The following is a 13,786-nucleotide window of genomic DNA, read 5'->3' on the forward strand; positions in this document are numbered from 1 at the left end:
CTCCCCCGGAGGGCCCCCACCCGGGCCCCGCCGGCCGCCGCTACTCCTGCGCGCACTCCGCCGACAGGGCGCACAGGGCCGCGCGGTCCGCCGAGCCGGTCTTCACCATCAGGCTCGCCATGTGCTTCTCCACGGTCCGGGGCGAGATGCACAGGCTCTGGGCGATCTGCTGGTTGCCGGGCCGCTGCGCGAGCAGTACGAACACCTCGTACTCGCGCGGCGTGACGCCCGCGGTGCGCAGGCCCGCGGGGATCCGCTCCCGGCCGCCCCGGCGCTGCGGGACGCTGACCCCGGCCTGCCGCAGGACGGCCCGGCAGGCCCCGGCCACCGGCGTCACACCCGCCTCGTGGAAGTACTCCTCGGCGGTCCGCAGCCAGGCGACCGGCTCGCCCCAGGAGTCGGCGAGCGCCGCCTCGGCGGTCAGCCGCAGCGCGAGGTGCCACGCCTGCGGGAACACCGTCGCCGCCCGGCCGGCCCGCTCCACGGCGCGCAGCGCACCGTCCGGGTCCCCGTCCCGGCCGCGCAGCACCGCGTCCGCCATGGAAAGGAACATCCGGTTCCAGGCCAGCTGGCCGCCCGGCGAGTCCAGGGCCTCCCGGTACGCCTCCCGGCCGGCGTCCTCGCCGTCGAGGATCCGCAGCAGGGGGCCGAGCCCGTAGCGGCCGCTGAGGTAGAAGAAGCTCGGGTGCTCCCGCTCCCACACCAGCGCCGCGTCGAGTTCGGCCTTCGCCCGTTCCCGGTCCTCCCCCATCAGCGCGCCCACGGCCTGGCACAGTCCGCGCTGCAGGGGCACGAGCATGGATTCCTCGCCGCCCGCCCGGCGGAACCGGACCAGGGCCCTTTCCTGATCGCGGGCCCGCCCCTGGTGGGCGGCGAGCGTGGCGTCGACGAGGAGCAGGTAGCGGTGCGTCGACAGGTTCTGGAGGCGGGCGCTGGCCTCCACCGACCGCTCGACGATCTCCCGGGCCCGCTCCCATCGCCCTCCGAGCACGCTCTGCATGGCGAGCAGTCCGTCGACGGCCTGGAGCAGGGCCAGCGAACCGAGTTCGTGGGCGGCCGTGCGGGCCGTCTCCAGGCGCGTCGCCCCACCGGTCCGCATGAACGCGTTGGTGCCGAGCCGCACCAGTGCCTCGGCCCGGTACAGCGCGAGCCGGTGCTCCTCGGCGACCGCGAGCATCCGTTCCAGGCAGGCGTCGGCCTCGTCGAAGCCGCGCTCCCGGGACAGCATCGCCAGCAGCTGCCACGCCTGGCAGGCCACCACGGGCCGGCCGCGCTGCTCCGCGGTCAGCGCGGCGCTCCGGGCGGAACGTTCCGCCTCCTCCCGTCGCCCACGGCCGTCCTCCTCTTCCCGGCCCGCCGGGCCGCCCCCGGCGCCGGCCTGCTCCGGCAGCAGCGCGAGGTGGCCCTCGACCACCGCGAGCGCCGCCTCCTGCTCCGGGCGCGGGGCGGCTCCGAGCAGGGTGCGGGCCGCCCGGATCCGGCGGCGCGCCTCCTCCTGCTGCTCCGCCATGGTCGCGACCCACGCGACCTGCGTGTGCGCCTGGGCCCGCTCCTCCGCGGCACGCGAACCGGCGGGCGCGGGCGGAAGGTCGTCGAGGAGTGCGGCCGCATCGTCGAGCCGCCCGGACTCGGCCTGGGCGATCGCGAGGTGCACCGTGACCTCGTCCCGCTCCTCGTCGGACGCGAGCCCGCGGGCGCGCTCCAGCAGCACGGCGGCCGAACCCGACGCACCGGCGTCCAGCATCTGCCGGCCGACCTGGGCGAACTGCCGGGACGCCGCCACCTTGTCGCCCGCCGCCAGCCGCAGCGTGGCCACCAACTGGCGCTGGTCACCGCAGAGTTCCGCGGCGGACTCCTCGATGGCCGAGGCCGCGCGCCGGGCCAGCGCGGCCTGCTCCGCGGGCGGCAGCGAGGCCCTGAGCGCGTCCGCCGTGAGGGCGTGCCGGAAGGTGTAGTGGTCGTGGGCGGCCCCGTCCGGGGCGATGATCCCCGCCTCGAAGGCCGACCGGAGGTGGGCGAACAGTGCCCGGTCGTCGAGTCCGGTCACCGCCCTGAGGGCCCCGACGGAGAACCGGCCGCCGAGCGTCGCCGCGACGAGCAGCAGTTCGCGCACCGGTCCGTCGAGCCGGTCCAGCCGGCGCGCCCAGCTGCGGACCGCGCCCGCCGGCACCGGCGCACCGCCGTGCTCCGCCAGCCGCCACCCCTCGTCGGTCCTGCTCAGCCGTCCGGTGTCCAGCAGGTCGGCCAGGAGCACCTCCACCAGGTACGGGTTCCCGCCCGCCCACTGCGCGAGGTGGCGGTGCGCCGCCGGGGGCACCTCTCCCGGTCCGGCGTCCAGACACGCGGCCGCCATGTCCCTTACGGCGGGCTCGTCCAGCGGCCCCAGCTCCCTCAGCGAGGCGGTGTTGCGCAGCTCGGCGGCGAGCGCGAGGTCCACGGCCGGGCCCGGGTCGGGCCGGAGCGTGCCGACCAGGAGCACCGGCAGTTCCGCCAGGTTGTCGACGAGGTACTCGACGACGGCGATCGTCTCGGTGTCGGAGTCGTGCAGGTCCTCCAGCAGGATCAGGCAGCCCCGCTCGCGGCCGAGCACCGCCAGCAGCCTGAGGAGCGCCTCGGCCAGTTCGACCAGGGAGATCGCGTATCCGGGCGCCACCGCACCGGCCCGCCACTCCGGCACCAGGCCGGCCAACGCGGGCCGGTAGGGCTGGAGTTCGGGGTCGTCCGGAGCGCCCGCGGCCCGGAACCGCGAGGAGAGCGCCTCGACCAGGGGACGGAAGGGCACGACGAGGCCGGTGGACGTGGCACGGCCGCGCAGGACCGGCATGTCCCGGCCGTAGGCGCGCAGGGCGGACTCGCCGGCCAGCCGTGACTTGCCGATCCCCGCCTCGCCGACGAGGAACACCGCCCGTCCGGCACCCTTCCCGGCGCTTTCCAGGGCCTCGTCCAGAAGCCGGATCTCAGCGGCCCGCCCCACGGTGACCGACGACGTCGCTCGCATGGGCGCAGGCTACTGGATCTTGTTCAAACACGGCAAAGGCCGGGGAATCCCCCGGCCTCCGACCGATCCGCCACGGCTGCGTCCCTGACACGTCCCCGCGCGGGGTGTCCGTCCTCCCCTCAGAACCAGTGGGAACCGGTGGTCCAGCCCGTGAGGGCGCCGGCCTCGGAGTCCGTGGTGCTGAGCAGCTGGCTGCGCAGCCCCAGCAGACCGCCCGCCCCGAGCATCACCTCGCCCACCGGGTGGTCGTGCGCCGCGGTCTCCGCGCCGGCACCGCCGTCGACGTACGTCACCGAGTCGTTGATCTGCATGGTCCTCATCCGTCCTTCGTATCCGCAGGAGTGGTGGTCGTGCTGAGCTGTGTGATGGTGCGGCGGGTCCCGTCGTGCGCCGGCGGCGGGCACCGGGCCCGTCGTCCGGACCGGCCCTCAGGCCGTCCGCAGGAGGAGCAGGGACGGCACGCGCTCCGGGAACCCCGCCCGCAGGAGTCCGTGTCCGATCCCCGCCAGCCCGTTCAGCAGGCCGGGATGCGCGACCCCGTCCGGGGCGCCGCTGCGGGCACCGGTCTCCTCGACGGACGCGAGGAGTGCTCCGGCCCGGCGGATCCAGTGCGGGCGCACCTCCGGGACGGCGCCGTGGCCCAGGAGTTCGCACAGTCCCGCCTCGCCGTGGCAGAGGCTGTCGTCGGCGGCCGGCCTGTCCCGGCCCAGCCCTTCGACGGTCCTGCGGGACCAGGCCGCGAGGTGCGGGTCGTCCAGGGCTCCCGGCGCGTCCAGCACCGCGAGCGCGATGCCCGCGCGCCCCCGGCACCAGGCCGAGGCCCGCGCCTCGCCCGCGGGCCCGCCGGCCGGCTCCCCGCCCACCGCCGCCCGCAGCGCGGACAGGCCCGCGAGCCGGTACCGCTCACCGCCCCCGGCCGCCCCGCCACCGGACCCCGCCGCAGCCTCGGCCTCGGCGAACCGCAGCAGGGCCCATCCGAGCCCGGCGGCCCCCGTCGTGAAGCCCCGCCCGCCCGCCGTGGGATCCACGGCGGTCAACCGGTCCGCGCAGGTCTGCGCGTCCCGCCAGGTCCGCCGCCCCTCGTCCCCCGCACCGGCCCCGGCCCGGTGGGCGGCCAGCAGTGCGACGAGCCCGCCCGCGACGCCCGCGCCCACCCCGTGCTCCCTCTCGGACGCGGCCGCCGCGCCCGCCAGCCGCAGCATGGCGAGCGCCCACGAGCCGACTTCCGGATCGTCCAGCAGCCGCGCCGTCTCGGCGAGCGCGTACGCGATGCCGCCGAGGCCGGAGAAGGCCCCCGAACCCACCGCACGGAGGTCCGCGGGCCGGGAGCCCAGCGCGTCGAGCAGCCCGGGCACCGGCGCCAGGGCCGTACGGGCCACCTCCGCGTAGTGTCCGGCCCCGGTGAGCGCCGCCAACTGGGCCAGGAACAGGGCCGGCCCGGTGTAGCCGCCGGCCAGGTCGGCCGGCATCGGGCCGATCCGCCAGTAGCGGTCGTCCAGGAGCTCCAGGCCGATCCAGTTGCTGCGCGCTCCTTCGCGGTACGCGAGGGAGACCAGCCGGTCCCCGACGGACCGGGCGGCCGACAACAGCCGCTCCGGCTCCGGGGCGCGCTCCGCGGCACGGGTGCGCCGGTCCTCGGCGGGCCGGTGCGCGGGCGCACGGGAGGCCGTCGCCATCGCGGCCCGCACGATCCACTCCTGGTCCTGGCGGTCGACCGTGTCCAGCGCGGCGAGCCTCGCGGCGACGCGGGCGATCCCGGAGCGGTCCGTACGGTCGGCCAGGGGCCGCCCCCGCGCACCCCACAGGCGGTCCCGGCCCGGACGGGCGGTGAACAGCGGTACGTCACCGGCCCAGAGCTGGGCGATCTCGTCGTCGACCAGGTCGGGCGCGGGGGCCGCCCCGAAGACGTCGGTCCGCAGGGCCTCCAGGACCCGCTGGCGCTCGCCCGCGTCCTTCAGCAGATCGGGGTGCGTCGACTCGTCGAGCAGAGTGGCGTACACCCAGGTGGGACGTACCACCACCCGCACTTCGTCCTCGGCGAACGCCTTCAACAGGGCCGTCTTGTCCAGCAGTTCCTCCCGGGCCGCGCCGATCGCCGTGTACCCGGCGCGGAATCCGGCGCAGAGCGCCTCGACGTGGGCCGTCGGTTCGACGGGCGCGCCGTCCGCGAGACGTGGCCGGTTGGCGGACTCGCCGAACCTCCCTGCCCTGCGCACCAGGCGCATCCGGTCGGTGCCGGCGTCGGCCCAGTCCGCCCGGGCGACGGGCGACACCGCCGCGCGGCCGCCGCCGACCGCGGACATGTCCAGGGCGCTGTGGTCGCCCACGAACAGCTGGGGCAGCAACCCGACGCGGTACACCGAGTCGTGGAGCGCGCGGGCGGCCGGGTCCTCCGTGGCGCTGCCCGGCAGCTGCGGGTGGAACAGGGTCTCCACGTCGATCAGCACCGGGTGGGCGCCGGCGGCGATCAGGTTCTCGTGGTGCAGGTCGGTCCCGTCGACCAGGTGCAGCAGCGCCAGCAGCGCACCCTGGCGGCGGTAGAACGTCTCGACCTCCGCGGCACGGGCGCAGGGCCCCGCGGCGACGAACTCCACCCACCCGTAGCCGCCCCGGTCGAGCAGCCGCAGCGTACGGAGGTCCACGGAGCCGGGCAGCGCGTTGAACCAGGCGACGAGGTCGTTGAAGTGGCGGTGCACGGAGAGGGGCCGCGGCTTGTACACCAGCCGGGTCCCGTCGGCGAAGCGCAGCAGCATCACGCTCCGTCCGCCCCGGTGCCCGTCGCCGGCGCCCGGCTCGACGCCCACGAGCGGCCCCGGATCGCCGCCGGGCTCCGCCAGGAGGCCGGCGGTCAGGAGGGCGTGGTCGTCCGCCAGCCGCTCCAGCGCCTCCGCGACGGCGTCCGCCGCGTCGAGGGCCGTACGCCCCAGGATCCGCGCCAGCACCGGCCGGCCGGCCAGCAGGGCCGCCAGGCCGCGCCGTGACGCCGTACGCCCCAGGAAGTCGCGGAACCGGGCCCGGGTGTCGTCCCCGTCGAGCCGCCCGGCGGTGCGCGCCCCGTACAGCTCCAGCACCAGCGTCCGCGCCGCCGTCCGGGCCAGCCTGCCGCTGAGGTGCCGCTCCAGGTCGCCCCGCACGGCGGTCACGTCCACGAGCCGGCGCGCCCGCTGCGACAGGCCCCGCTCCAGCCGCTCCCCCGCGCGGACGGTGAACGGCCGCAGCACCCACTCGAAGCCGCTCAGCCCCGGATGGTCCCCCTCGGGCGCCACCGCCTCCTCGGGCGCGACGGCCGTCGCCTCTTCGGCGAACGCGGCCCAGTCCGGCCGCCCTCCACCCCCGTCGCCGACGAGCCCGGCCCGCCACCACCGCTCGTCCGCCGACAGCGAGCTCCCGGCCCGCCCCTGCCCAGCCACCCGCGCCCCTCCTCGACCCCGACCCCACGGCTCCGTGCCACGCACGATCCTGGTACGCGGGCGCCCTCCCGCACATGGGGGAGAGTCCCCCATGTTTTCCACCGCACCGCGAGCGGGTCTCGAGCGGGCCGGCAGCGGATGCCGGGGACGTGCCCGCGAAGCCCCGGCCCGCGGGGACCGCGGAGGGGGCGATCCCGCCCGATACCGGTCGCATGCCACCGCCGAACCGTTTCCATACCCGCCGGTCCTAGCGTCCGGCACGAACGTCGTGGACCGGTGCGGCCGCCCCTCACCCCCTGCAAGGAGATCCCGTGCTCGAAGGCTTCGGCGAAGCGCTCGCGGACAAGGAGTACTACCTGCCGCTGACCAGCGTGGCCGACCCCGGGCCCCGCTTCGCCCCCCGCGAGGTGCCGGCGGGCCTGCGCGGCGCCGCCCAGGGCATCTGGACGTTCTGGGGCGCTGCGCGGACCGGCCTCGCCGAGCAGGGCTGGAAGATCCACGTGTCGGCGCGGCTGGACCGGGCGCAGCACGTGCTCGACACGGTCGCCGGGATCTGCTTCTCCGAAGGCGTGCCGTTCAAGCACCTGAGCGCCCGGCTCTTCTTCCTGTACCTCCACCACAAGCACGCCTCACGCGCCCAGTCGGGCAAGTTCTGCGCCGTCTACCCGCCCGACCGGGCGACCGCCGGCCGGCTGCTGGAGCGCCTGCGCGACGCGCTCGACGGGGAGGAGGGCCCGTACGTCCTCACCGACCGGCGCTTCCGGGATTCGCGGACGGTCCACTACCGCTACGGCGCCTTCGGTCCCCGCGTCCGGCTGCGGGCCGACGGGACCCGGGAGGGGCTGGTCACCGACGGCTCCGGCCGCGAGGTGGTGGACCTGCGGGTGCCCGCCTTCCACCTGCCTCCCGGGATCACGGACCCCTTCGTCGAGCAGGAGGAGCAGCCGCACGCGGGCCCGATCCTGATCCGCGACTACGAGGTGACCCGCGCGGTGCGCCTGAGCAACGCGGGCGGCACCTACCGGGCGCTGGACCGGCGGACCGGCCGGACCGTCTTCCTCAAGGAGGCCCGCGCCCACAACGGACTGGTCTTCGACGGGACCGACGCGCAGCAGCGGCTGCGGCACGAGTACGAGGTGCTGCGCGCCCTCCACGCGGCCGCCCCCGGGGTGGGGCCGGAGCCGCTGGAGCACTTCACGGAGTGGGAGCACGACTTCCTCGTCACCGAGTACGTCGAGGGGCAGCCGCTGGTGGCCTGGCTGAGCCGGTCCACGCCGCTGGCCCGCGCGGACCGCACGGACCGGTCGGTCGCCGCGTACTACGAGGCGTGCCGGGGCCTGCTGGCCCGGTTGGACGCGGTCCTCGGGCGGCTGCACGCCGCGGGCCACCGGTTCGGCGACCTCAGCCCGGGCAACATCATGGTCACCCCGTCGGGCGGGCTCCGGCTGGTGGACTTCGAGGCGGCCACGGCGCTGTCCGCGGCGCCCTCCGGTGTCGGCACCCCGGGGTTCACGCCGCCGCCCGGCCTGCTGCGGGCCGACACCGATCCGCTGCTGCGGGACCGGTACGGCGTGGCGGCGGTCGCGCTCTCCTTCCTCGCGCCGTTCAACGAGACCGCCGAACACGCGCCCGGCAACCTCGCGCTGCTGCGGCGCGACCTGGCGGAGGTGGCCCCGCCGCAGGACCTGTGGCAGCGGGCGACGGCCTTCCACACGGCGCCGGCGCGGACGCGGGACCAGGACGGCCGCGGCCGCCCGCCCTCCCCCGCCGAGCTGGACGCCGATCCCCGCGGCTGCCTCACCCGGCTGGCCCACGAGGTGGCCGAGGGGCTGCTGGGGACGGCGGACGCCGACCGGCCGGAGTGGGTCTTCCCGCCCTCGGCCGAGGCGTTCGGGACCAACAACGTCTGCCTGGCCTACGGCACGGCCGGGGTGGTGCACGCCCTGCAGCGCGCCGGTGTCGCGGTGCCGGCGGAGATCGGCGAGCGGCTGCGCCGCGACGCGCTGGCGCTGCGCGGGGCGCTGCCCCCCGGACTGCTCGTCGGCTCGGCCGGCATCGCCCCGGTGCTGGCCGGCCTCGGCCGGCTGGACGAGGCCGTCGACCTGCTGCGGGACGCCGACGGCCACCCGCTCACCGCCTCCTGCGGCACGCTGGCCGGCGGGCGCGCGGGGGTCGGGGCGGGCTGGCTCGCCCTGCACCGGCTGACCGGGGAGGACGGCCACCTGGAGCGGGCGGTCGCGGCGGCGCAGGGCCTCCTGCGCACCCCCGACCTGCCGGCCACGCTCGGCGAGCACGACGCCCGCGGTCTGCTGCACGGCCGCTCGGGGGTCGCCCTGTTCCTCCACCGCCTGGCCCGGGCCACCGGAGAAACCCGCTGGCTGGAGGCGGGCCGCCTGCTGCTCCACCAGGAGCTGGACCGGACCTTCGCGCTGGACGACGGCGCCCTGTCCGTCTCCGACGACGCCCGGCTCACCCGTGCCATGCCGTACCTGGCCACGGGCGCGGCCGGGATCGCGGCCGCGCTCACCCCCTACGTGGCGACCGCACCGGACGAGCGCTGCGCCGCGGCGCTGCCGAAGCTGGTCGCCGGGATCCGCGTCTCCTGCGCCACGAAGGAGGCGGGCCTCTACCGCGGGCTGGCCGGACTGAGCTGGTTCCTGACCCGGCACGCCGAGCTCACCGGCACGGACGCCGCCCGCGCGGACGCCGTGCGCGCCGCGACCGGCCTGGTCAAGTACGCCGTCCCGTACCGGCGCGGAGTGCGCTTCCTCGGCGCGGGCTCGATGCGGTTCACCGCCGACCTCTCCAGCGGCGGGGCCGGTGTCCTGCTGGCCCTGCACCGCCTGCTGGCCGGCCCGCTCCTGACGGAACCCCGCCGCGCGCGCCCGCCGGTCCCGGCGGCCGGCTGACACCCCAGAGCCCCCCGGCGCGGCACGACCGAATCCGTGCCGGGGTTGCAGTGACCGACCGAACGACCCCGAGTAGGAAGTGAGATCACCATGAGCCAGATCCTCGCGCTCCAGGCCCTGGACACCGAGCCGGAGGGCTTCTTCCCGCCCTGCTTCAGCGTCTCCTGGAGCATCAGCGACATCTTCCCCGAGCCGATGTAACGAGCCGGTACCCGACGGGGGCCGGGACCGCCGGTCCCGGCCCCCGTCCCCCGTTCACGGGCGGTCAGGCGGGGACGCCCGCCAGGTGGCCCTGGCCGGCCCCGGGCACGACGAAGACGCCGCCCGCGAGCGGTTCGTCGTGTTCGGGCGCCCGCCGTGCGGTGGTGACGTAGAGGTCGGTCAGGTCCGGTCCGTGGGGCCGTACGTCTGGACCGTGGTGCTGCTCCGGGGCGGCGGCCCCCCGTGAGGGCCGCCCGGGGGGTCAGCCGGCCTTCCGGGCGGACTCGTCCGCCGTGGTGCCGTCCTCGCCCAGGGTCTGCGGGGTCGGCGGGGTGCGGACCAGGAAGGCGATCAGGACGGTCAGGGCGCCGAGTACGGCGCCGATGCCGAACCCCCAGCGGACGCCCGCGGCCAGGGCCGCGGTGGCGTCGGCGCCGTCGGCGGCCGCCGCGGCGGCCCGTCCCGACATGACGCTGATGACCAGGGCGGTCCCGGCGCCGGCCGCGACCTGCTGGAGCGAGCCCAGGACGGCTGAGCCGTGGGGGTAGAGGTGCGGCGGCAGCACGGACAGGCCGGAGGTGAAGACCGGGGTGAAGACGAACGCCATACCGGCGCTCAGGGCCACGTGGAGGGCGAGCACCAGCCACGGCGAGGTCCCTTCGCCCGTGAGGGCGAACAGCGCGAGGCAGACGGCTATGAGGACCGCTCCGGGGACGACCAGGCGCGGTGCGCCGAGCCGGTCGTAGAGCCTGCCGACCTGCGGCCCGAGCAGGCCCATGGTCAGGCCTCCGGGGATCAGGAGCAGCCCGGTCTGCAGTGAGGTCAGGCCGCACACCTCCTGGAGGTAGATCGGCAGGAGGATGAACGCGCCCATCAGGGCCATGAAGGACAGGCACATCAGGGCGAGCGCCACGGAGAAGTGGCGGTAGGTCAGGGTGCGCAGGTCGAGCAGCGGTGTGGACGAGCGCTGGAGCGCCAGCTGCCGCCAGGCGAACAGGCCGACCAGCACGGCGCCCGCCAGGGTCGTGGCCGCCGGGGGCACGGGGGCCCGGGCCGCGTCGCCGGCGCCGAGCTCGCCCAGTCCGTAGACCAGGGCGCCGAAGCCCGCCGCCGCCAGGGGGACGGACACCCAGTCGATCGGGCCGGCCTGCGGCTCGCCGACGTTGACCAGGTTGCGCCGGCCGAAGACGGCCATGGCCCCGGCGATGGGCAGCACGGCCAGGAACAGCAGGCGCCAGCTCCCCAGCTGGAGCAGCACGCCGGAGACCGCGGGGCCGAGGGCGGGCGCGACGGAGATGACGAGGGTGATGTTGCCCATGACGCGGCCGCGGTCCTGCGGGGGCACGAGGGTCATCAGGGTGGTCATGAGCAGCGGCATCATCACGGCGGTGCCGCCGGCCTGGATGACGCGGGCGCCCAGCAGTACGGGGAAGGCGGGCGCGGCCGCGGCCAGCGCCGTACCGGTCAGGAAGAGCGCCATGGCGAGGCCGAAGGCGGTCCGCGTCGTCACGCGCTGGAGGAACCAGCCCGTCACCGGGATGACGACGGCCATGGTGAGCATGAAGGCCGTGGACAGCCATCCCGCGGCCGCCGCGGTTACCTCGAACTCGCGCATGAGCCGCGGGATCGCGTTGACCATGATCGTCTCGTTGAGGAAGACGACGAACGTCGACAGCACGAGGATCCGCAGCACGGCGGTGACGCGGGCGGGCGGGAGGGTGGGCGTGGCGAGGGGTGCGGGCATGGTGCCTTCCGTCATGTGAGCCTCCTACGCGTGGGGCAGGTCACCCTGACAGACCGCGGCGCCGGGGAGGACTCATCGGCGTCTCCCCTCGATCCTCTCGCTGCCGCCGCCGGGGCGCACTCCATTTTGGCGACCCGGGCCCCGGTCCGGGACCGGGAGTGACCCCAGCGCGCTGACGCACGGGCGGCGTCGTCGGGCGCCTTCCGGTGCGCTCGGGGGCAAGGGGGCGGGCGCGCAGGGACAACCGCGACGGGACGGGCGGGCCTACGTTCGGGGGGCGGCCGGTCAACAGCACGTGACGGACCGTCAATTTCCTTACCCATGAATCCCTTTGTGAGAGGACCCCTCATGTTCGACATCTCGCGGGTGCAGGCCGCGCCCGGCGCCGATCTGCTCACGCCCGACAACGCGGTCATGCTCTTCGTGGACCACCAGCCGCAGATGTTCTTCGGCACCGGCAGCGGCGACCGCGCCGCGATCGTCAACAGCACGGTGGGCCTCGCCAAGGCGGCGCGTGCGTTCGGCGTGCCGGCCGTGCTCACCACCGTCGCCGCCGAGTCGTTCTCCGGGCCGCTGCTGCCGCAGCTGGCCGCCGTGTTCCCCGGGCAGAAGGCCGTCGACCGCACCAGCATGAACGCCTGGGAGGACGAGGCCCTCGTCGAGGCGGTCCGGGCCACCGGGCGCAGGAAGATCATCCTGTCCGGACTGTGGACCGAGGTCTGCCTGGTACTGCCCGCCCTCTCCGCGCTGGAGCAGGGCTACGAGGTGTACGTGGTGGCCGATGCCTCCGGCGGTGTCAGCCCGGCCGCCCACGAGCACGCCCTCCAGCGGATGGTCGCCGCCGGCGCGGTCCCCGTGACCTGGGTGCAGGTCCTGCTGGAGCTCCAGCGCGACTGGGCGCGCCAGGAGACGTACGGCGCCGTGATGGAGATCGTCAAGGAGCACGCGGGGGCGTACGGGCTGGGCGTCGTGTACGCGCAGGCGGTCATCGGCGCGCACGCGGCCGGCTGACCCCCTTGGACATCGGCCTCCTCGCCCTCCGGCTGCTGGTGGGCCTGCTCGTCGCCGGCCACGGAGTGCAGAAGATCAGCCGGCACCTGGGCGGCAAGGGACTCGACGGCGGTGCGCGGGAGTTCCGCGCGGACGGCTTCCGCGGGGGCGCGCTCACCGCCCTCGCGGCGGGCGGCGGCCAGATCGGGTCCGGGCTGCTGCTGGCCGCCGGACTACTGACCCCGCTCGCCGCGACCGGGGTCGTCGGGGTCATGACCGTCGCCCTCACCGTGAAGTGGCACAACGGCCTCTGGGTGCAGGACGACGGCTACGAGTACCCCCTCGTCCTGATCGGCACCGCCGCCGCCCTGGCGGCCACCGGCCCCGGGGCCTGGTCCCTGGACGGGGCCCTCGGCCTCGGCGGCCACCCCGTGTGGTGGACGGCCCTCGTGCTCGCCGCCGGGGTCGGCAGCGGACTCCTCACCCGGCTCGCACTCCACCGCCCCGCACCGGACGCCTGACCCTCCTCCCCCACCCTCCGCGGTCCGGCCGTCCGCCGGGCCGCGCCATCGAACAGGAAGACACGCACATGCCGTACATCAAGGTCGCGGAGGGCAACTCCGCGCCCGTCGAGCTGTACTACGAGGACCACGGCACGGGCCGGCCCGTCGTGCTGATCCACGGCTGGCCGCTCGACGGGGCCTCGTGGGAGAAGCAGACCGCCGCGCTGCTCGCCGCGGGCCACCGGGTCGTCACCTACGACCGGCGCGGCTTCGGGCGCTCCGACCAGCCCTGCGACGGCTACGACTACGACACCTTCGCCGCCGACCTCGACCACGTGCTGACCGCCCTCGACCTGCGCGACGTCGTCCTGGCCGGGTTCTCCATGGGCACCGGCGAGGTGACCCGATACCTGGGCACCTACGGCTCCGAGCGGATCGCCAAGGCCGTCATGATCGGCGTGGTCCCGCCCTTCCTCCTGAAGACCGACGACAATCCGGCCGGTGTCGACGGGGTGGTCTTCAAGGGCATCGAGGAGGCCATCCGCGCCGACCGGTTCGCGTTCATGACCGACTTCCTCGCCGACTTCTACAACGTCGACGTGCTGGGCGGCGAGCGGATCAGCGAGCAGGCCGTCCGGGCGAGCTGGAACGTCGCCGTCGGCGCCTCCGCCAAGGGCACCCTCGACTGCGTCGCCGCCTGGCTGACCGACTTCCGCGCGGACCTGCCGCGCATCGACGTCCCCACGCTGATCATCCACGGCGACGCCGACCGCACCCTGCCCATCGACTCCACCGCCGTCCCGCTGGCGCGGCTCATCGCCGGGGCCGAGCTGAAGGTGATCCCCGGCGCCCCGCACGGACTGCTGTGGACCCACGCCGCCGAGGTCAACGCCGCCCTGCTCGACTTCCTCGCCTGAGCGGACCCCTCCGCCCTCCCGTGCCGGCGGCCGTTCCCCCTCCCCCGGGGCGCGGCCGCCGGCACGGCCCCCGCGACCACTCCCACCCCTGGAGCCCCACCATGTCCCACCAGC

At 75.9% G+C, this 13,786-nt stretch carries 8 protein-coding genes; 4 read left to right on the plus strand and 4 right to left on the minus strand.

Annotated features, from left to right (window positions below):
• Positions 1-40 precede the first annotated feature (40 nt).
• The 3 genes from AB0469_RS06345 to AB0469_RS06355 form a co-directional block, all read right to left on the minus strand.
• Positions 41-2,998: an AAA family ATPase gene (locus AB0469_RS06345; RefSeq protein ID WP_366450173.1), complete on the minus strand. Its 2,958-nt coding sequence runs from the start codon at positions 2,996-2,998 to the stop codon at positions 41-43.
• Positions 2,999-3,117: 119 nt separating this feature from the next.
• Entirely contained in the window at positions 3,118-3,309 is a 192-nt protein-coding gene (locus AB0469_RS06350) for a hypothetical protein (protein ID WP_366450246.1), read from the minus strand.
• Between the two features lie 117 nt (positions 3,310-3,426).
• Positions 3,427-6,408, minus strand: coding sequence for a type 2 lanthipeptide synthetase LanM family protein (locus AB0469_RS06355; RefSeq protein WP_366450174.1), 2,982 nt, complete (start codon positions 6,406-6,408; stop codon positions 3,427-3,429).
• A 311-nt stretch (positions 6,409-6,719) separates the two neighbouring features.
• Here AB0469_RS06355 and lanKC point away from each other — a divergent pair, with 311 nt between their 5' ends.
• The gene (lanKC, locus tag AB0469_RS06360) at positions 6,720-9,317 is read left to right on the plus strand and encodes a class III lanthionine synthetase LanKC (RefSeq protein ID WP_366450175.1); all 2,598 of its coding nucleotides are present in this window, start codon (positions 6,720-6,722) and stop codon (positions 9,315-9,317) included.
• Between the two features lie 463 nt (positions 9,318-9,780).
• Here the strand turns inward: lanKC and AB0469_RS06365 are convergent, their stop codons facing one another.
• On the minus strand, positions 9,781-11,277 hold the full coding sequence (locus tag AB0469_RS06365) for a DHA2 family efflux MFS transporter permease subunit (RefSeq protein ID WP_366450177.1): 1,497 nt from the start codon (positions 11,275-11,277) through the stop codon (positions 9,781-9,783).
• A gap of 333 nt (positions 11,278-11,610) precedes the next feature.
• Here AB0469_RS06365 and AB0469_RS06370 point away from each other — a divergent pair, with 333 nt between their 5' ends.
• The 3 genes from AB0469_RS06370 (at position 11,611) to AB0469_RS06380 (ending at position 13,672) form a co-directional block, all read left to right on the plus strand.
• Entirely contained in the window at positions 11,611-12,273 is a 663-nt protein-coding gene (locus AB0469_RS06370) for a hydrolase (RefSeq protein WP_366450178.1), read from the plus strand.
• A 5-nt stretch (positions 12,274-12,278) separates the two neighbouring features.
• Positions 12,279-12,773 carry a DoxX family membrane protein gene (locus AB0469_RS06375; protein WP_366450180.1) on the plus strand — a complete coding sequence of 165 codons (495 nt, stop codon included), beginning with the start codon at positions 12,279-12,281 and terminating at the stop codon, positions 12,771-12,773.
• Between the two features lie 68 nt (positions 12,774-12,841).
• Positions 12,842-13,672 (plus strand): alpha/beta hydrolase, encoded by an 831-nt coding sequence (locus AB0469_RS06380; protein WP_366450181.1) that lies wholly within the window; start codon positions 12,842-12,844, stop codon positions 13,670-13,672.
• The last annotated feature ends 114 nt before the right edge of the window (positions 13,673-13,786 follow it).

It is taken from the genome of Streptomyces sp. NPDC093801, from assembly GCF_040701585.1.
In the GTDB taxonomy this organism is placed as follows: Bacteria; Actinomycetota; Actinomycetes; order Streptomycetales; family Streptomycetaceae; genus Streptomyces.

Coding starts and splice junctions, on each gene's coding strand:
- AB0469_RS06345 (WP_366450173.1), bottom strand. CDS start 2,998: ATGCGAGCGACGTCGTCGGTCACCGTGGGGCGGGCCGCTGAGATCCGG.
- AB0469_RS06350 (WP_366450246.1), bottom strand. CDS start 3,309: ATGCAGATCAACGACTCGGTGACGTACGTCGACGGCGGTGCCGGCGCG.
- AB0469_RS06365 (WP_366450177.1), bottom strand. CDS start 11,277: ATGACGGAAGGCACCATGCCCGCACCCCTCGCCACGCCCACCCTCCCG.
- AB0469_RS06370 (WP_366450178.1), top strand. CDS start 11,611: ATGTTCGACATCTCGCGGGTGCAGGCCGCGCCCGGCGCCGATCTGCTC.
- AB0469_RS06380 (WP_366450181.1), top strand. CDS start 12,842: ATGCCGTACATCAAGGTCGCGGAGGGCAACTCCGCGCCCGTCGAGCTG.